Source organism: Nitratireductor indicus C115 (assembly GCF_000300515.1).
In the GTDB taxonomy this organism is placed as follows: domain Bacteria; phylum Pseudomonadota; class Alphaproteobacteria; order Rhizobiales; family Rhizobiaceae; genus Nitratireductor; species Nitratireductor indicus.
Window position 1 is genome coordinate 285,987 of record NZ_AMSI01000004.1, and the last position, 18,323, is coordinate 304,309.

Annotated in this window: 18 protein-coding genes; 9 read left to right on the plus strand and 9 right to left on the minus strand. The window is 59.9% G+C overall.

What is annotated here, in order from left to right:
* Window positions 1–47 precede the first annotated feature (47 nt).
* Genes NA8A_RS07895 through NA8A_RS07910 form a run of 4 tightly spaced genes read right to left on the minus strand, consistent with a single transcriptional unit; the run spans window position 48 to window position 4,762 of the window.
* Window positions 48–1,646, minus strand: a complete 1,599-nt coding sequence (locus NA8A_RS07895) for an acyl-CoA carboxylase subunit beta (protein WP_009756388.1) — start codon at window positions 1,644–1,646, stop codon at window positions 48–50.
* Window positions 1,643–1,864, minus strand: a complete 222-nt coding sequence (locus NA8A_RS07900) for an acyl-CoA carboxylase biotin carboxyl carrier protein subunit (RefSeq protein ID WP_009756389.1) — start codon at window positions 1,862–1,864, stop codon at window positions 1,643–1,645. Before NA8A_RS07900 ends, NA8A_RS07895 begins: the two co-directional genes overlap by 4 nt.
* Before the next feature lie 49 nt (window positions 1,865–1,913).
* The gene (locus NA8A_RS07905) at window positions 1,914–3,485 is read right to left on the minus strand and encodes an acyl-CoA carboxylase subunit beta (RefSeq protein WP_009756390.1); all 1,572 of its coding nucleotides are present in this window, start codon (window positions 3,483–3,485) and stop codon (window positions 1,914–1,916) included.
* Complete coding sequence (locus tag NA8A_RS07910; RefSeq protein ID WP_009756391.1) at window positions 3,482–4,762, minus strand: CaiB/BaiF CoA transferase family protein; 1,281 nt, start codon at window positions 4,760–4,762, stop codon at window positions 3,482–3,484. The genes NA8A_RS07905 and NA8A_RS07910 overlap by 4 nt, the downstream gene beginning before the upstream one ends.
* A 140-nt stretch (window positions 4,763–4,902) precedes the next feature.
* On the opposite strand from NA8A_RS07910, the gene NA8A_RS07915 reads away from it, so the two are divergent.
* From NA8A_RS07915 to NA8A_RS07930, 4 genes are all read left to right on the plus strand, one after another.
* Window positions 4,903–5,682: an energy-coupling factor ABC transporter ATP-binding protein gene (locus NA8A_RS07915; protein WP_009756392.1), complete on the plus strand. Its 780-nt coding sequence runs from the start codon at window positions 4,903–4,905 to the stop codon at window positions 5,680–5,682.
* On the plus strand, window positions 5,657–6,259 hold the full coding sequence (locus NA8A_RS07920; protein ID WP_009756393.1) for an energy-coupling factor transporter transmembrane component T family protein: 603 nt from the start codon (window positions 5,657–5,659) through the stop codon (window positions 6,257–6,259). Before NA8A_RS07915 ends, NA8A_RS07920 begins: the two co-directional genes overlap by 26 nt.
* Window positions 6,260–6,275: 16 nt before the next feature.
* Window positions 6,276–6,845, plus strand: a complete 570-nt coding sequence (locus tag NA8A_RS07925; protein WP_009756394.1) for a biotin transporter BioY — start codon at window positions 6,276–6,278, stop codon at window positions 6,843–6,845.
* 71 nt (window positions 6,846–6,916) lie between these two features.
* Window positions 6,917–7,582, plus strand: a complete 666-nt coding sequence (locus NA8A_RS07930; RefSeq protein ID WP_009756395.1) for a GntR family transcriptional regulator — start codon at window positions 6,917–6,919, stop codon at window positions 7,580–7,582.
* Between the two features lie 192 nt (window positions 7,583–7,774).
* Here the strand turns inward: NA8A_RS07930 and lsrB are convergent, their stop codons facing one another.
* The 4 genes from lsrB to lsrA are packed head-to-tail and all read right to left on the minus strand — an operon-like array spanning window position 7,775 to window position 12,345.
* Window positions 7,775–8,806, minus strand: coding sequence for an autoinducer 2 ABC transporter substrate-binding protein LsrB (gene lsrB, locus NA8A_RS07935; RefSeq protein ID WP_009756396.1), 1,032 nt, complete (start codon window positions 8,804–8,806; stop codon window positions 7,775–7,777).
* A 2-nt stretch (window positions 8,807–8,808) separates the two neighbouring features.
* Window positions 8,809–9,822, minus strand: a complete 1,014-nt coding sequence (locus NA8A_RS07940; RefSeq protein WP_009756397.1) for an ABC transporter permease subunit — start codon at window positions 9,820–9,822, stop codon at window positions 8,809–8,811.
* Window positions 9,819–10,850 (minus strand): autoinducer 2 ABC transporter permease LsrC, encoded by a 1,032-nt coding sequence (gene lsrC, locus NA8A_RS07945; protein ID WP_009756398.1) that lies wholly within the window; start codon window positions 10,848–10,850, stop codon window positions 9,819–9,821. The genes NA8A_RS07940 and lsrC overlap by 4 nt, the downstream gene beginning before the upstream one ends.
* Window positions 10,843–12,345, minus strand: coding sequence for an autoinducer 2 ABC transporter ATP-binding protein LsrA (gene lsrA, locus NA8A_RS07950; RefSeq protein ID WP_009756399.1), 1,503 nt, complete (start codon window positions 12,343–12,345; stop codon window positions 10,843–10,845). Before lsrA ends, lsrC begins: the two co-directional genes overlap by 8 nt.
* 237 nt (window positions 12,346–12,582) lie before the next feature.
* Between lsrA and NA8A_RS07955 the strand changes: the two genes are divergently transcribed.
* From NA8A_RS07955 to NA8A_RS07965, 3 genes are read left to right on the plus strand one after another with little or no spacing between them, the layout of a single operon-like run.
* Complete coding sequence (locus tag NA8A_RS07955) at window positions 12,583–13,530, plus strand: sugar-binding transcriptional regulator (protein ID WP_009756400.1); 948 nt, start codon at window positions 12,583–12,585, stop codon at window positions 13,528–13,530.
* A gap of 3 nt (window positions 13,531–13,533) precedes the next feature.
* Entirely contained in the window at window positions 13,534–15,096 is a 1,563-nt protein-coding gene (gene lsrK, locus NA8A_RS07960) for an autoinducer-2 kinase (protein WP_009756401.1), read from the plus strand.
* 38 nt (window positions 15,097–15,134) lie between these two features.
* Window positions 15,135–15,440, plus strand: coding sequence for an antibiotic biosynthesis monooxygenase (locus NA8A_RS07965; protein ID WP_009756402.1), 306 nt, complete (start codon window positions 15,135–15,137; stop codon window positions 15,438–15,440).
* A 165-nt stretch (window positions 15,441–15,605) separates the two neighbouring features.
* Here NA8A_RS07965 and NA8A_RS07970 read toward each other — a convergent pair whose 3' ends face one another.
* Complete coding sequence (locus NA8A_RS07970; RefSeq protein WP_276274830.1) at window positions 15,606–15,992, minus strand: DDE-type integrase/transposase/recombinase; 387 nt, start codon at window positions 15,990–15,992, stop codon at window positions 15,606–15,608.
* On the opposite strand from NA8A_RS07970, the gene NA8A_RS25250 reads away from it, so the two are divergent.
* Together NA8A_RS25250 and tkt are read left to right on the plus strand one after the other, a co-directional pair.
* Window positions 15,966–16,223: a hypothetical protein gene (locus tag NA8A_RS25250; protein ID WP_177203391.1), complete on the plus strand. Its 258-nt coding sequence runs from the start codon at window positions 15,966–15,968 to the stop codon at window positions 16,221–16,223. The two genes, NA8A_RS07970 and NA8A_RS25250, sit on opposite strands and share 27 nt — an antisense overlap.
* A gap of 48 nt (window positions 16,224–16,271) precedes the next feature.
* Complete coding sequence (gene tkt, locus NA8A_RS07975) at window positions 16,272–18,302, plus strand: transketolase (RefSeq protein WP_051017970.1); 2,031 nt, start codon at window positions 16,272–16,274, stop codon at window positions 18,300–18,302.
* Window positions 18,303–18,323 lie beyond the last annotated feature (21 nt).

Genomic DNA, 18,323 nt, shown 5'->3' on the forward strand with positions numbered 1-18,323 from the left:
GCAATCCCGGCAAACCGACGACTCCACCTCCCTCCCCGGAGACTTCGTCAGGGTGTGAAATTGAATGTTCCTTTCGGTCCGAGGTCGTGCCCGAGACTAGTACCCGCCAATTCAACCAGCCGGCAAAGGATCGGGCGAGTTTCCCTGGGATCGATGATCTCCTCGATTGCGAAGGCTTCCGCGCTCCTGAAGGGCGAGGCGAGTGGGCGCAACCGCGCCTCGATCTCCTGTTCTTTCGCACCAGGGTCTTCGGCAGCAGCAATTTCCCGCCGGAATGCGGCAGCCACACCGCCTTCGATCGGCAGGGAGCCCCATTCGGCAGATGGCCAGGCCATCTTATAGTCGACACCATTCTTGTTGCAGGTCGCCATGCCCGCCATGCCGTAGCACTTCCGGATCACGAGAGTCGTCGTCGGCACCGTGAGCTGCGCGGCCGCGTGAACCACACGCATTCCTTCCAGCAACGTGGCATGTTCCTCCGCATGGCGGCCGACCATGAAACCTGGAACGTCCACCAGGAAGATCAAAGGTATGCGGAAGGTATCGCAGAGCTGCATGAAACGAATCTGCTTCCGCGCCGCCTTGTGATCGATGGCACCGCCATAGAACATCGGATTGTTCGCGACGATGCCTGTGGGACGTCCGCCAAACCGGGCAAGGATCGTATGCACCGCCTTTCCATGGGTGGGCTGGATCTCGAAACCCGAGTCTCGATCGGCGATCATCCGAACCAGCCGACGCATGTCGAAGGCTTGCCGGCGGTTCTTCGGAACCAGGCTCGCCAATGCGTCCTCGCAACGATCGACAGGATCATCGCAGCCCGTGACCGGGGGCAGTTCCCAGACGTTCTGTGGCATGAAGGACAGAAAGCGTCGTATCTGCTCGAAGGCCCCTTCCTCGCTGTCGGCTGCATTGTGGATGGTTCCAGCCATGTCAACTGCGACATGGGCACCGCCGAGTTCTTCCTTGTCGATGTCCTGCCCAAGTGAGCGTCTTACCACCGGGGGACCTGCCGCGAATATCTGGCTCTTGCCGCGAACCATGATGGAGAAATGCGACAGGATCGCGCGACCCGCGGGTCCGCCTGCCGCCGTACCGAGCACTGCGGAAACGACCGGCGAGCGTCCAAGGAGGGACACCGAACGCTCGAACCCGTGTACGCCGGGAAGCACCGCATGGCGGCGCTTCTCGATCGATGCGACCGACCCGCCAGCACCGTCGATGAGGTTGACCAGCGGCACGCGGTAATGAAAGGCGAAATCCTCGACCAGCCCCCCCTGCCCGCCCTTCCGGCGCGGCGCACTGAAGGTCGTACCACCACGTACGGTAAAATCCTCACCACCGACGGCGATGGTACGCCCGTCTATCGCGACGGTTCCGCAGACGTAGGGCGCGGGTGTCACGCCGGTCAGGGTTTCGTTGTCGTCGTAGTGACCGGCTCCGGTCAACTGCGCCAGTTCGTGGAAACTGCCCATGTCGGCGAGGCGGTCGATGCGTTCCCTGACGGTCAATCGTCCTGCTGTGTGCTGACGATCGACCGCAGCCTCGCCACCCTGCTTCAATGCCTCTGACCGACGGAATTCCAGTTCCTCAAGGTCAGAGCGCTCCAGGCAATGTCCTGCCGGATTTGTGTCCATGACACTCATGACCGGATAACGCAGAGGACCGCGTCCTCGTCGACGGCCGTGCCCTCGGCAATCGTCAAGCCCTCGACCGTTCCGCTAGCGGCGGCGGTCACCGGGATTTCCATCTTCATCGACTCGAGGATCATCAGCACGTCGTCTTCAGAGACCTGCTGGCCTTCCTTGCACTCAAGCTTCCAAACGGAGCCTGTGACAGGAGAGGTTACATCGGTGGTTGCCATTGTCTTGGCCTTTCGTTCTCAAGTCTGGTTCTTCGGCGTATGCCACGGCTCAATATGTCGTCGGCCAGCAAGCCATCTGGTGTCGCCCGACCCCAGCGGTTGGCCGCATCGTATGAATCTCGAGCATTTCCAGCAGGTAGGTGCGGGTTTCGGTTGGCCGGATGACCGCCTGGACCGCGTTCATTTCCGCGAGGCCGAAGACTGTGGAATCCTGCTCCATTGCCGTCCGGATGCGGTTGCGTTCCTCGCCACTGGCATCCCGCCCCCAGGTCACGACATCGACTGCGTAATTCGGGTCCATGAAACTGACCTCGGCGCTCGGCCATGCCGCGACCGCGTCGGAGTTCATCCCGCCTCCCATGTTCAGATAGGCCTGACCGTAACTCTTGCGCATGATGACCGAGAGCTTTGGCACGGTGCAGAGTTGGAGGGCCGACATGAAGTTCATGATCTTACCCGGCGCCTTTCGCCGCTCGCCTTCGATGCCGATCACAAAGCCAGGGGTATCGACCAGCATCACGATCGGAATATTGAAGGAATCGCACATCACCAGGAAGCGGGTGATCTTCTCGCAGGCATCGACGTCCAGCGCACCCGCCTTGAACATCGGGTTGTTGGCCACGAAACCCACGCTTTGACCACCGAGCCGCGCAAGCGCGGTGGTCGCGACCTTCCCGAGCCGTGGCTTCAGTTCGAAAACACTGCCGGGATCGGCGATCGCCTCGACGACCTTTCGCACGTCATATCCCTGGCGGCGCCCCTTCGGGACAAGCAGATTCATACGCGCCGCGGCCGCGCGGATATCGTCGCTGCCCTCGTCTGGCGCTTCCAATCGCGGCGGCGCCTCGTTGGCATGGGACGGCATATAGGACAGGAACCGCCTGATCTCCTCCAGCGCCTCTTCATCCGTGTCGACCACTCGGTCGATCAGACCCGTCCGGTCGCTGTGTAACTGCCATCCGCCGAGGTCTTCCGGCTCCACCGTCTGACCGATGGCGAGGGATGCAAGGCCGTGACTTGCGACCGCGAGAACCGCCCCTTTTCTCATGACCGCAAAGTCAGACAGACACGTATACCAGGCAGACGACCCAAAGCATTGTCCCAAAACCGCCGCAGCCCAGGGTGTCTTGCGATCACGAATATATTGAGTGGGATCATTGCCGAGCATTGTTCCCATTCCCCGCGCGCCCATGTTGTCGGGCATCCGGGCGCCGGAGGATTCGCCGAGAAACACAATCGGCATCCCACGCTCCGTAGCTGCACGCTTGACATGGCCGATCTTGCGCATGTTGGTCATGCTCGAGGATGCACCCTTGACGGTGAAGTCGTTCGACACGACCGCCACCGGACGCCCTCCAACGCGTGCGAAGCCAGTCACCTTGCCGTCCGCCGGAGTGGTCGAGCGATCCTCGGCGCGTGTCGAAACCCCAAGTTGGCCGATCTCGCGAAAACTGCCTTTGTCGATAAGGTGCTCGATGCGCTCCCGCGCGTTCAGGATGCCTTTGTCCCGGCGTTTCGCAAGTTTCGCCTCGCCTCCCATGGAGAGTGCGGCCCTTTCGCGCCGGGTGAGTTCCTCCTCGATCGGATCCGTCTCCACGCCATGTAGAGCGATCTCGTTCATTTGCTGCCTCCCGCATTTGCATGAGCAAGGACTTCGGTCGGCTCGACACCGGCGATCTCCTCACCTGTATAAAGAATTTCGTCATCGATCAGTCGAGCGATCTCGGTGAGCGAAAGGCCCAGGTCCTTTTCCAAAACCGACAACGTGTCCGCACCGATGGGTCTGCCGGGCCAATCGATGCGGCCGGGCGTTTCAGACAGCCGGGGCACAACATTCGGCATGGCGACAGGCCCGAGTTCATCATCCTCAGCCATCGCGATGGCGCCACGCGCCGCATAATGCGGATCTCCGAAAATGTCGCGCATGTCGAAGATGCGGGACACCGGCACGTTGACGCCCTGCAACACGGCCTCGACCTCGGACACCGACAAACGCGACGTCCACTCACCAATCAGCTTGTCGAGATCGTCCTCATGTTCGGAACGTGCGACTGGGTCGGAGAAGCGCGGATTCTCCATCAGTTCCGGCTGTCCCATCGCACCGGCCAGTCGACCGAACAGAGAGTTCGTGATCGCCGCGATGTGAACATATCTCCCATCGCCGGTGGGATAGAGCGAATTAGGTGTGTTGTCCGGCAGACGCGGGCCGGCCCTTCGTGCGACCACGCCGAGCTGCTGGAAGGCCGGCACATGCGGCTCCATGAAGCTGAACGCAGACTCGTACAACGCTGCATCGACAATTTGTCCGCGCCCGGTCATGTTTCGCGACAACAGGGCCATGGCCGCGCCGAATGCGCCGTATAGCCCGGTAATGTAATCCGTGAGCGACACCGCAACCCGAGCCGGCGGCCTGTCGGGATCTCCAGTGATCTCACGCATCCCGCTCACCGCCTCGCAGACCACGCCATATCCGGGGCGTGCCGAATAGGGTCCGGTCTGCCCATAACCGGAAATCCGAACCATGATGAGGCCGGGATTGGCCTTTGAGAGCGTCTCATAGCCCAGGCCCCAACGTTCAAGGGTGCCGGGTTTGAAATTCTCGACGACGATGTCCGCCTTCTCGCACATCGAAGCGACAAGCGCGCGCCCTTCCGGTCGCCGAAGATCGATCGAGACGTTGCGCTTGTTCCTGAAAATCGACGCCGCATAGAGTGATCGACTGCCATGGCGCTTGCCCATGGAGCGCACCGCGTCGCCGTCCTTCTGCTCGACCTTGATCACGTCGGCACCGAAATCCGCAAGCAACCGGCCGCAGAAGGGGCCGGCAACCGTAGAGCCTAGTTCGATAACCTTGCAGCCCTGCAACGGGCGGTCGGATGCGATCGGCGCCTCGGTCATTTCGGAATGCGCTCCCCTGTTTCCTCCCTGGCGCAGCCGAATATCGAAAGCGCCTTCGAGGCAAAACTTGACGAATGTCGTCACAACTGTCAACAATTTAAATTACAAAAATGTCGCCTTAAAAATTGAACGGAAATGGCGTGGTGATCGGAATTCCTTCATTCGGCGCTGCAGACGTCCTGCACCCAGCGCGCAAGAGGCCCGCATTTCTGGACGTCGAAGATCTTGTCTACGAGGTCGATGGAAACCGTGTTCTCGACCGGATGAATATCCACTCATCGGCCGCGCGAATTGGACTGATCGGCCGCAACGGCTCCGGCAAAAGCACGCTTGCCCGGCTTCTCGGCGGTTTACTGGAGCCATCCTCAGGACGGGTGACCATCGCGGGATTGAACCCATGGCACGACCGCAAGGGGGCTCTCGCCACCATCGGCATCCTGTTTCAGAATCCCGACCGCCAGATCATCTTCCCGATCGTCGAGGAAGAAATTGCCTTCGGCCTTCGCCAGCAAGGGCACAGCCGCGAGGAAGCAGAACGCCGGACAGGGGAAATCCTCGCCATCTTCGGCAAGACGCACTGGAAGGATGCCCCCATCTCCTGCCTTTCGCAGGGACAAAAGCATCTGCTTTGCATGATGTCGGTTTTGGCCATGCGTCCGAAACTGGTGATCGCCGATGAGCCTTTCGCCGGCCTCGATATCCCGACGCGTCGTCAGATCAAGCGCTATCTGGAGATGTCTGAATGCGGGATCATCCTTGTGACCCACGATCTTCAAGACATTGCGGACTACGACGAAGTGTATTGGCTCGATCGGGGAAAGCTTCTGGCCCAAGGACACCCGGATGACGTGCTGCGTTGTTATTCCAAAGAAATGAACCGGCAGGGAGAATCTGATGATATCGCCATTCTCGCCGGTTGAGTCCCGGGCCCACGAATGGCCTGCATTCTCCAAGCTTCTGGCACTCTGTGCCCTGTCCACTGGTCTGTTCTTCACCGACAACGTTACGGTGCTTTTCGCCGCATTCGCCTGTACCGCGCTCGTCTATGGGATCGCAGGCCCGGCCTTTCTGCGCACAGCCCTGGTAACCCTTCGGACTCTTCTACCGGTCGTAGCTCTGGTTACAATCTGGCATGGAGCCACCGGAGATCCGCGGGGCGGCGCAGTCATCATCCTGCGAATGATCACGCTGGTCGTCTGGGCCAGCGCCTTTACGATGACCACGCGACTCGGCGAGATGGTCGAACTGGTTCGAAGCTGCGCAAAGCCTTTTGAGCGGATCGGCTTCCCTGTTGGAAGCCTCGGGCTGGCGATACCCCTGACGATCCGCTTCATACCCGTCTTCATCGCACGAACGAGATCCATGGACGAAGCCTGGCGCGCACGATCGGAAAGCCGCCGGAAATGGCGCCTCTTCCTGCCGCTTCTGCTGGCGGCGATGGACGATGCCGACGACGTGGCCGAGGCAATCCGCGCCCGCGGCGGAACAAACCCCTGAGAGAGAAAGAACGAACATGGAACGAAACATCGCCCAGATTTCGCTGTTCGCCGCACTGATCGCCGCGCTCGGCCTCATGCCACCGCTAATGATGGGATTCGGAGTTCCCATCTCCGCCCAGTCGATGGGCGTCATGATCGCAGGCACGATCCTCGGCGCCCGAAAAGGCGCCGCCGCAGCGGCCCTGCTTCTTCTTCTCGTCGCCATAGGTCTGCCGATGATGTCGGGCGGACGCGGTGGCCTAGGGGTTTTCGTTTCGCCAACCGGCGGCTTCGCGCTCGGATTTCCCTTCGCAGCCTGGGTAACGGGAAAGGTGGTCGAAACCTTGCCGCTCAAGCCGGTGGGTCTGGCGGCCGCGATAGGATCGGTCCTTGGCGGGGTCGTTACCCTCTATGCCTTCGGCATCGTCGGCATGTCGATAGTCCTCGACAAGACGCTGGCTGAGGCCCTTGCGCTCTCCATCGTGTTCCTGCCTGGAGATTTTGTGAAAGCTGGCGTGGTCGGGGTCATCGCCCAATCCCTCGCCCGTGTGTACCCGCAGGCCTTGCCTTGGTGCGATTCGAATACAAGGATATCCCGCCTTTGACCGCCTCAACCCGTTGAGAACGTCGACAATGTTGGCTACAATACTGACTCATTAGCTAGAGGAAATTGGTCATGTCGAGACAGGCGGAAGCCAGAACGATGTCTGTCGACGAGGTGGTCGATGCGCTGCGCCAGCAGATAGTCGACCATGACCTGCCGCCAGGCTCGAAGCTTCGCGAAACGGCTCTTGCGGAGTCGTTCGGGATTTCCCGCCCCAGGCTTCGAGAAGCCTTTGGCATACTTGAAGACCGCGGACTGATCGAACGCATCCGCAATCAAGGCGCGGTCGTCTCGCGTCTCACTGCCGACCAGGTAGAGGCCCTCTTCGACGTGCGCGAAGTGCTTGAAGCTCTTGCGGTGCGCCTTGCAACCCAGAACGCTCCCAAGGATACGTGGGATGATCTAAGCTATCGGTTCGGCGAACCGGCGCGGGCGGCCTTGGCCCGGAACGATATCAACTACTACGTAGAAGCAATCAACGCCTTCAGGAGCCAAACTGTCCTGGAAGCCCGTAACGAGTTCCTCACGCAAAGTCTCGACAAGCTTTATGACCGGACGCGGGTGCTTGTGCGCCGCCTCGTGCTTGTACCGGGGCGCATTGCCGCCGCACTGGACGAACACGAACGGATTCTCGATGCCATGATGGCCGGCGAAGCTGAGCGCGCCGAGGAACTGAAACGCGCCAACATCCGAAGCGCGCGGCAATGGTTTTCCGACTACAAGAAGTTTCTTCTTTAGCGAGCCCATACACGACTTCGCGCGACTGGGGGCGGGCCACCTTCCCACCCCTGCCAGAGAATGAGCCGCTCAAGCAGAGAGGTCGTCCTCGGCTCCATTCGGCACTTCGGCAAGGACATCAGAAAATACCTCAGGTTCCGAGCAGCGGGACAAGGCGGCAGGCAGCCGGAGCCGCCCGCCACCTATGCGTGATCAGAAGTCGAAATTGCCGATGTTTTCCTTGGTGAAGACGGTGCGCTCCGGTAGCAGAATGATGCCATTGCCTTCGGCTTCGTAGTCATAGCCCTGAACTTTGTTTGCCGAGACTTCCACGGTGCCGATCCCCGGAATCTCGAGCTTGTCGCCGACGTTCATCGGGCCGTTCTTCAGGACATGGTCGGCGACGTAGATCGAGATCTTGCCCTGCTGCGTGACGTCCCACAGGCCAAAGCGCTGGATCGTGCCGCGTTCTATATAGGGACGCATGACATTCGGCGTGGAGAAGCCGACGATGGTCACGCCCTCGGCCCGCTTCAGATTTTCGGCTGCCTGTGCAGCGGCCGGCAGGGCGTTAGCATCGGGCGCGATGATCGCGTCGAGGTCCGGGTAGGTCTGAAGGATACTTTCCGCCGTCTGCAAGGACTTCTGTGCATCATTATAGCCGTACTGGGTGGTAACGATTTCCCAACCAGGGTGCTCCTTCGCAATCTTCGCCTTCGCGGCTTCGGCCCAAGCGTTCTGATCGGTCACGGTCGGGCTGGAATAGAAGAAGGCAACCTTGGCCTTTTCCTTCGTCACGCCTTCGGCCGCCATATCGACCAGAAGTCCGCCGAGCTGCTCGGGCGTACCCTGGTTGATGTAATAGCTGCGGCACTCGGGGTTGACGTCACTGTCCCAGGTCATGACGAGTACACCGCGCTCCATGGCCCGTTTCAAGGCAGGGCAAAGGCCGTCCGGCGAGACAGAGGAAACGACAAGAGCGTTGTAGCCCTGATTAACGAAGTTGTTGATGAACTGAACCTGGCCGGAAACGCTAGGCTCGGTTGGGCCATCATAGGTGACCTTCGCACCCAGCTCTTCACCAGCCTTCGTCGCACCGGCACCACCGGACGTGAAGAAGCCGACACCCACGAGCTTGGGAATGAAAGCAATCTGGCTTTCGGCATGGGCCACACCAGAGGCGAGTATGGTGCCGGCTAAAAGCACCGCGCCCGCAAGGCCGGATTTCGTGATAGATTTGATCATTCTCATTCTCCTCCTGAAGTGACAGCCGCCCGGTTTTGCTTTTGTTGCCGGGCGACGGCGATGAAATCGGCCAGCATTGCGCTTCCATGACGCAATGCGACCGCGACAACCAGCAACCCTCCCGAAAGTGCGCTGGAAACCTGGCTGGGGACGCCGGCCGCCTGCAATCCCTGTTGCAGATAGCCAATGACGAAGGTGGCGATGAGGGTGCCGAGGATGGAACCCTGTCCGCCATAGATGGACGCGCCGCCCAGTACGGCGGCGGTGACGGCCGGCAACAGCGTCGCCGACCCCAGGTCGACGCGCGCGGAACCGAAATAGGCCGACATGACGAGGCCGGCGATAGCGGCGGAGACACCCGTGACGACATAGGTGATCGTCTGTACGCGGCCGACCGGGATGCCCGCGAAGCGCGCGGCGCTTTCCGATTGACCGGAAAGGAAGACAGCGCGACCGAAACGGGTGAAGTGCAGCAGAACGATCAGTAGGAGGGCAAGCACGAGGAAAAGCGCGAGCGGGGCCGGCAAGCCAAGGAATTCCGCGTAGCCGAACGCGTTGAAACTTTCCGGGAAATTGCCGATGCCTTCATAACCGCCAGCGCCGACGAGGCCGGAAGCAACCGTTGCGGTGCCCTTGAACAGATAGAGGCTGCCGAGCGTGACAACGAGTGGCTGGATCTTCGACAGATGAATGACCGTAGCATTGACGAGACCGCATAGCGCGCCGGAAACGAGAGCAAATGCGATCGAAAGCGGCAGCGGCAGGCCGTAAAATGTGGCGACGCCGAAGACGATGGCGGCAAGACCGATCACCGAGGCGAAAGACACGTCGATGCCACCGGAAATAATCACAAGGGTCAGAGGCAGGGCGACGATGCCGATCTGCACGAAATCCGAAGTGCCGTAGATCAGGTTCGTGAGGTTCAGGAACCGGGGATTGATGAAGCCGAAGACGGCGAGCTCCACGACAAGCATGGCAAGGAGTGCGGTCTCCCAACGGAAGATCAGCTTTTTCATCGGCCAGCCTCCACTGCCTGCGTTTTGGTTGTTTCAGCGGATGGGGCGGGGCTGCGTTCGTGCACGGCATAACGGCGCGCGCGGATTCGGCGGTCGACGATCTGACGAATGCGTCCGTCGAGCAGCAGCACCGACAGGAGGATCGCGCCTGCAATGAAATCGTTCCAGTAGGCCGGGATTTTCAGGAAGACGAGCGCGCTGTCGATCGAGGTGATGAAGATGACGGCGGCGGCGACACCCGCAACCGAACCAGTGCCGCCGAGCAGGCTTACCCCGCCGAGCACGTTCACGGCGATGGCTTTCAACTCGATGCCGTTGCCGGCCTGATTGGGAATGAAGCCGATCTGCGCAGCGAAGACGAGCCCGGCCAGCGCCGCGCAGATGCCCGTCACGATGAAAGCAGTGAACTGGACGCGTTTGACCGGCACGCCGAGATGGTGCGCGGCCTCACGGTTGTCGCCGACGGCATAGAAGTAACGTCCGAAGTGCGTCTTGCGCAGGCCAAGCCAGACAAGCACCATAAGAACGAGTACGACAACGGTGAGCGCCGAGAAGCCAAAGCCGAGATTGCCAGCCAGCGCCTTGAGATTTTGAGGCAGATCCTCGATCCAGCGTCCACCCGTCAGGACAAGCATGATACCGCGATAGAGACCTAGCGTGCCGAGCGTTGCCACGATGGAGGGAATGCCGAGATAAGCGACCATCAGGCCGTTGAAGGCGCCGGCGGCGGCTCCCGTCAGCAGGCAGAAGGCAATGGCAAGCGGCAAGCTGACGCCGGCATCGAGCGAGAGGCCCAGAACGGCCGCGCTGAGGCCTAGAACCGAGCCGCTGGAGACGTCGATATTCCGCGTCAGGATGACGATCATCGTACCGAGCGAGATGAGCATCAGTACAAGACTGTTGGAGACGACGACCGATGCGGTCGCGCCGGAGAGATAGCCGGGTGCAGCCGCGCCAATGGCGACATAGGTGAGCACAAGGACGACGAGGAGCGTTGCGACACGGTTGCGCGCAAGAAAGTCAAGCATGACGAGCCTCCGAGGCGCCGAAGGCGAGGCGGGCGATGGAGTCCACCGAGATATTGTCCGTCAGCTCGCCACCGGATTGCCCGAAGGCCATCACCTCAACGCGGTCTGCAAGCTGTTCGATCTCGTCAAAATCGGATGAAATCAAAACGATGGCGACGCCATCGGCTGCAAGCTTGCGGATAAGGTCGTAGATATCATTGCGCGCGGCAACATCGACACCTCGCGTCGGCTCGTCGAGGATCAGCACTTTCGGACGGACCGAAAGGCATTTTGCGAGCAATACCTTTTGCTGATTGCCGCCTGAAAGGCTGCGCGCCTCCTGGCCGGGATCGGCGCACTTGATTCCCATGCTGGACCGGAACTGGTTGAAACTCTTCCGTTCCGCGCCAGGCCGCAGGAAGAAGGGCAATCGGTGTACGAGATAGGACGAGACGTTCCAGAAAAGCGGCGCTTCCAGGAAAAGACCGTGCTGTTGACGATCTTCCGGCAGATAGACGAGGCCATGATCGATGCAGACGCGCGGCGACCGCCTCTTGAGATCCGCACCGTCGAAAACGACGCTGCCCGTCATCTGGGGGCGCAAGCCAAAGAGGGTCTCGGCAAACTCCGTGCGCCCCGCGCCGACCACGCCGGCAAGGCCGAGAATCTCGCCTGCCCTGACGTCGAGGCTGATATTGCGGAATCCCTCGCCGCTGAGGCCGCGCACGCTGAGACGTGGTTTGCCGATCTGCGAGATTTTACGGGCGGTACGGTCCTTGCCGGGCATTTCCGTGATCTGTACACGGCTCATCGCATCGATGATCTGGGCGTCACTATAGCCGTCGAGCGCCCCCGAAAGCACGATCACGCCATCGCGCAGCACACTGATCCTACTACAGATTTCACGAATCTCGCGCAACTTGTGCGAAATGAAGAAGATGCCCACGCCTTGGGCCTGGAGTTTGCGCACGCGTTGGAAAAGTGCACTGGTCTCGAAGGGAGTAAGGGCGGAGGTCGGCTCGTCCAGAATTAGCACGCGCGCATCGCGCACAAGACCGCGCAGGACTTCCACGATCTGGCGTTCGGCGATTTCAAGTGTGGCCGCCTGTGCGTCGAGATCAAGGGAAACGGAAAGCTCGGAGACGAGCTGCTCGATCCGCGACCTCAGCGCGCGGGGGGAAGCGGTAAGGCCAAGGCTGATATTTTCCAGAACGCTCTGGTTGGGCAGGATATGAGCTTCCTGCGGCACCAGGTAGAGACCGAGTTCCTGCGCCGCTGCCGGCGAGGCGTGAGCCAGCGCTTCCCCGTTGATTTCGATAGCGCCTGAATTCGCCGGGATAACGCCCGACATGATCTTCATGAGGCTCGACTTGCCGGCGCCGTTGCCGCCGAGAAGCGCGTGCACTTCTCCTGCCTGCAATGTGAGTGAAACGCCCTTCAGCACCGGAACGGCGCCGTAGGATTTCCAGATGTCCGTCAGCTTCGCGACCCTCCTGACCGCTGGGCCATCACTCATTCTGCACCTGTTCACATGTAATATCTGACACTCATGTGATCATAGTGATTGATGATCGTCAATACGCTCAGATCACCCGGTGCGGCACCAGGTCGAAATTACCATGTATTATGAGAGGCTTTTTGCTGAAAACCGAGGAATTGACGCGAGAAAGGATTTTTACCCCAACAACGCGTTGACGTATCAAAAGTTTTCTTGATATTCAAATGATCACAATTGATCGAAGGAAGCCTTTGGATGGCCTTGGACAACGGGGAATGGAGTTACGCCGACGCGGACGAGGAGATTCTCACACGCATCGCCTGGTATTATTATAATGACGGGCTGACGCAGAACGAGATCGGCGAAAAGCTCAACTTGTCGCGTATCAAGGTTTCGCGCTTGCTCGAAAGCGGTCGGCGTTCCGGCATCATCCAGGTACGGATCAATTCACGCTATCAGGGCTGTCTCTCATTGGAGCGGCAAATCAAGGAGCGCTACGGGCTGCTCGAAGCCTACGTGGTGCCGGAGCTTCCCGGTCAGGATCCGAGCGACCGGCTCGGTCAGGCAGCGGCGCAATTCCTCATGCAGCGCTTGCATCCGAACGATCTTCTGGCGGTTGGCTGGGGCGCAACGGTCTCGAATACGATCCAGCGGCTCGGCCACCTCGCCAACGAGCGCAATATCGGCCTCGTAAGTCTCACGGGCGGCGTTGGTACGTATGTCGATGGTATGCGTACGGCCAATTGGGGCAGCGGTGTGCATCTCGTGCCCGCGCCGCTCGTCGTCCGTGATCCGAATGTGGCGCGCAATCTCTCATCTGAACCTGCTGTCGCCAATTTGCTCGATATGGCGCTGAATGCCACTTACCAACTCGTCGGCATCGGTGAGATTTCCGCCACCTCCACAGTTGTCCGCTCCGGTTATGTCAGCCCGGACGAGGTTGAACCGCTGCGCCGCAAGGGCGCGGTTGGCGACATTCTCTGCCAGTTCTACAACGAGCGCGGCGAAACGCTCGACCTGCCGCTGCACGACCGGGTGATCGGCGTAAAGCTGGCGGCGCTGTCGCGTGCCGAAAAAGTCGTGGCGGCAGCCGGCGGCATCCAGAAGGTGCAGGCCATCCATGCGGCGCTTCGTGGAAAATTCGTCGGCATCCTCATAACCGATGAGACGACGGCTGCCGGCCTCATCGAGTTCAGGGACTGAACCATGACGACTTCCTATCTACTCGCCGTCGACGCCGGTACCGGCAGCGGCCGCGCCGTGATCTTCAACGAAAACGGGAACCAGATTGCGAGCGCGCAGCATGAATGGTGGCACAAGACCGATCCGCGCTTTCCGGGATCGATGGATTTCGACGTGGACGGCAATTGGTCACTGCTTTCGCGTGCAATCCGGCAGGCAATCGCCGAAGCTGGTATCACCGCCGCGGAGATTCGCGCCGTCAGCGCCACCAGCATGCGCGAGGCCTTTGTTGTCTATGATCGCAGCGGCCGCGAAATCTGGGCCTGCGCCAATGTCGATAGCCGGGCCGTCGCCGAAGTGCGCGACCTGAAACGCGACTTACCCGGCCTTGAGCGCGATCTTTATGCCGAGACCGGGCAGACCTTTGCGCTCGGCGCGCTGCCGCGCCTTCTCTGGTTGAAGCGGAATCTGCCAGACGTGTATGACCGCATCGATCGGATCAGTATGCTCTCCGACTGGGTCTTGATGCGCCTTTCCGGCGTGATCGCCAGCGACCCTTCGAATGCGGGGACGACGGGCCTCTACGGCTTAGCGAAACGCGACTGGTTGCCGGAGGCAATGACCAAGGCCGGCATGCGCGATGACATTTTCCCCGAAAGCGTCGAGCCCGGAACGATCATCGGACACGTCACTGATAAAGCAGCGGAAGAGACAGGCCTTACCGCCGGAACACCCGTCGTCATGGGCGGCGGAGACTGTCAGACCGGCGCTGCAGCGATCGGCGTCGTCAACGAAGGCGATTGCGCCGTGCTTGGCGGCACCTTCTGGCAGCAGGTTGTCAATGTCGGACCCTCGGTTTCCGATCCCTCTATGGATCTGCGTATCAATCCGCACGTCGTGGCGGGTCTCAATCAGGCGGAGGCAATCAGTTTTTTCGTCGGTATGGTGATGCGCTGGTTCCGCGACAGCTTTGGCGCGGAGGAAGTGGTCGCCGCAGGGCGAGGCGGAGATGCCTATCGTCTCCTTGAAGAAAAAGCAGCACGTGTGCCGGTCGGTGCCCATGGCATCATCCCGGTCTTTTCCGACGTCATGCACTACGGCAACTGGTATCACGCCGCACCCTCGCTTCTGAATCTTTCCATCGATCCGGAAAAATCCGGCAAGGCTGCAATTTTCCGTGCCCTGCAGGAGAACGCAGCCATCGTCGCGGCCCGCAATCTCTCGGCCATCTTCAAGCTCTCCGGCAAGACGCCGGAAAAGATCGTCTTCGCAGCCGGCGCATCCAAATCCGCCCATTGGTCGCAGATCCTTTCGAGCGCCACCGGCCTTCCGGTCGTCACCCCGGTCGTCAAGGAAGCAACCGCGCTCGGGTGTGCGGTTGCTGCAGCCACCGGTATCGGCCTCTACCGCGATTTCGTCGAGGCAGCAGAAGGCTGGGTACGCTGGGACGGTCGCTTCGAGCCGAATCTCAAGCACAAAGCGATTTATGACGAGGCGGGTAAGCGCTGGGCGCGGGCCTATGCGCTGCAGCGCCAGCTTGTCGACGAGGGTGTCACCACAGCCATGTGGAAAGCACCAGGCCTTTGACCTTTCAACCGAGACTTCAACACAACGGGAATTGAGACATGCTCATCCAAATGGTCAGCATCAACGTCAAGCAGGGCTATGCCGAAGAATTTCTGGAGGCGTTCCGCATCAATTATGAAGGTACCCGCCAAGAGCCAGGCAACCTTCGCTTTGACGTACTTCGTAACCCCGATGACGACCACCGTTTTGTCATTTACGAGGTTTTCAAGTCGTCGGACGCGCTCGATGAGCATCGCAAAACTCCGCACTATCAAGAATGCGTCCGCAGGATCGATCCGATCCTCAACGGCCCGCGCACCAAGACTTTCTACAATGTGGAGATGGCAGATTTTCTTGGTGCCTGAGTTCGCTGCGACAATCCCTGCTACCAGAACCGCAATTCGTATGGCACTAGGCGTTCGCTGCAACTCATCCGCCCCCGGCAATCAAGACTGATAGTCAAGGATTGCCAGCGGCATGCGATCAACGCGGCGTTGATAATAAACTATGAAGAAGTGCCCATAGCCAGCTCAGGAAGGTTGCGGTCGCCCCATCATCAGTCGCAGCGATTCGTATATCATAACGGTCTTGCCGTTCTGGTTTCGCACGCTGTTGCGTATGCGCACTAAGGTATCGCCGACGCTGTCGATGGCTCGACAAAGACACATCCACTGCCCGTGAACCTTGATGTAGGTCTCGTTCACATGCCACGGGCAGTCGGCGGACCGCTTGCAGCGGTTATCGTTACAGCAACACCTGCGAGGAGTGGACAACCAGCAATGGTTCGTCGAATGGTCAACGCTGACGCCGCGTTCAGCCATCATCTCCTTCAGATCCCGCAGACTCAGGACATAGGCCAGATACCATCGCACGCATAGCCGGATCACCGAGTGATCGAAGTGGCCACCTTTGAATATCATGAAACGCGCTTCCAAATGGGGTTGACCTCATGCCATCAGCGGGTTTCCGAAAAGTCTGCAACAGAACTTTCCCTGTCCGCCACCCAGAAGCAGTCGGACAGGAACCCAGCCCGATCCAACCGAGACGGTCAGTTGCGTCTCATTCAAATCGCAATGGTCGATAGCGACGGGCATCATTATATTGCAATATTTTGCAAATATATTAATTTGTTGCAATTGAATGCATAAATGAGATACGCCCACAAGCACTTGATTGACTGCCAGGGAGCTTAAGCAATGGGTGCGGATGCGGCGAATGGTAATGGGATTGGGGAAGCCACCTGCTTGAGAGAAATGGCGAATGCCCTGCGTATGCTAGCGGTGGATGCAGTGGAGAATGCTCAGTCGGGACACCCTGGTATGCCATTGGGCATGGCCGACCTAGCCAGTGTACTGTTTACCCGGGTTCTTAAATTCGATGCCGCTGATCCCGACTGGCACGATCGCGATCGATTTGTCCTGTCGAACGGCCATGGATCCATGCTTCAATACGGACTCCTCTACCTTTCCGGTTACCCGGACATCTCCCTTGAAGACATAAAACGTTTTCGCCAGCGTGGCTCCATGGCTGCCGGGCATCCCGAGTTCCGTCATCCACGCGGAGTGGAAACGACAACCGGTCCCTTGGGTCAAGGTGTTGCGAACGCCGTTGGAATGGCGCTGGCCGAGCGCATATTGAACGGGCGCTTCGGCGACAAACTGGTTGATCACCGCACCTATGCATTCTGTGGTGACGGTTGTCTGATGGAAGGGGTGGCGCAGGAAGCCATCTCGCTTGCCGGGCATTTGGGACTTTCGAAGCTGACCCTTGTATTCGATGATAATGCGACGACAATCGACGGGACAACGAGCGTCGCGACATCGGAAGATCACATCAAGCGTTTCGAGGCGGCGAACTGGGCCACGATCCGCATCGATGGCCATGATATGAAGGAGATCGAGAACGCCTTTGCATTCGCCGCGATAAGTGACAGGCCCACGCTCATCGCCGCCCGCACCCGCATTGGGTATGGAGCGCCGACGAAGGAAGGGAAGTCGGTGGCGCATGGGGCACCTCTGGGCACCGAAGAGGTTGCCGGATTGAAAGCCAGCCTGGGTTGGGAGACACCAGCTTTCGAGATTCCCGCCCCCATCCTGAATGCATGGCGTCTGGCCGGGCAGCGCAGCAGGAACTTGCGCCAAGACTGGTCGGAGCGCCTGTCAGCGTCGGGTCGTGGTGGCGAGTTCTCTGCGGCAGTGGAAGGCCAGCGGTCCGGTGATCTGGAAGCACACTTCACCGGGGCGATCGCGGCTCTGGTGGCCAACCCGGTCAAGGAGCCGGTGCGCAAATCAAGTCAGCGCGCATGCGGCCTCTTGCTGCGAGATCTGGAAGAACTCATCGGCGGTTCCGCCGATCTCACGGGGAGCGTTCTGTCCGCAGCCGAAACCATGCGACCGATCGTTCCGAACGACTACTCAGGCAATCATGTAAGCTATGGGGTGCGCGAGCACGCCATGGCCGCCGTGATGAACGGCATGGCGGCTCATGGAGGCGTTTTCCCTTATGGCGGAACATATCTGACGTTCAGTGACTATTGTCGGCCCTCATTGCGCCTTGCTGCCTTGATGCAGCTGTCTGTGGTGTTCCTCTTCAGCCACGATTCGATCGGCGTGGGTGAGGATGGGCCGACCCATCAGCCGATCGAGCAACTGGCTTCTCTGCGTGCTATCCCCGGTTTGAACGTGTATCGGCCTGCGGATGCCATTGAGGCTCTGGAGTGCTGGTATGATGCAGCAAATCGGAATGGTCCGGCAGCGATGGTTGTGTCCAGACAAGCCACGCCACAGGTGCGCACCAGAGCCGAGAACCATATGCCCGCCAGGCGCGGCGGATACGTGCTTTCGCCATCCGATGGGCCGCGTGACGCAACGCTGCTTGCCACGGGCACCGAAGTCGCGCTTGCACTCGCCGTAAAAGATGTCCTGCAGGTGGAGGGCTACAAGATTGCCGTGGTTTCCATGCCCTGCTGGGAACGTTTCGATGAGCAGGACAGCATCTATCAACGGGATGTTCTTGGAAACGCCGCACGCTTTTCGATTGAAGCCGGTTCACGATTTGGATGGACCCAGTATGTAGGTCATCGGGATCATGCATTCGGGATCGATGATTTCGGTCTCTCGGCACCCGGGCCGCAAGTGTTCGAAGAGAAAGGTCTGACGGTCGAGCCTATCGCGCGCCGGATAATGGAACGACTTACCCGGTCAGAGGCTGAGCAGACGCTGGCTTGACAAGCTGGCGCGATGTGCCGC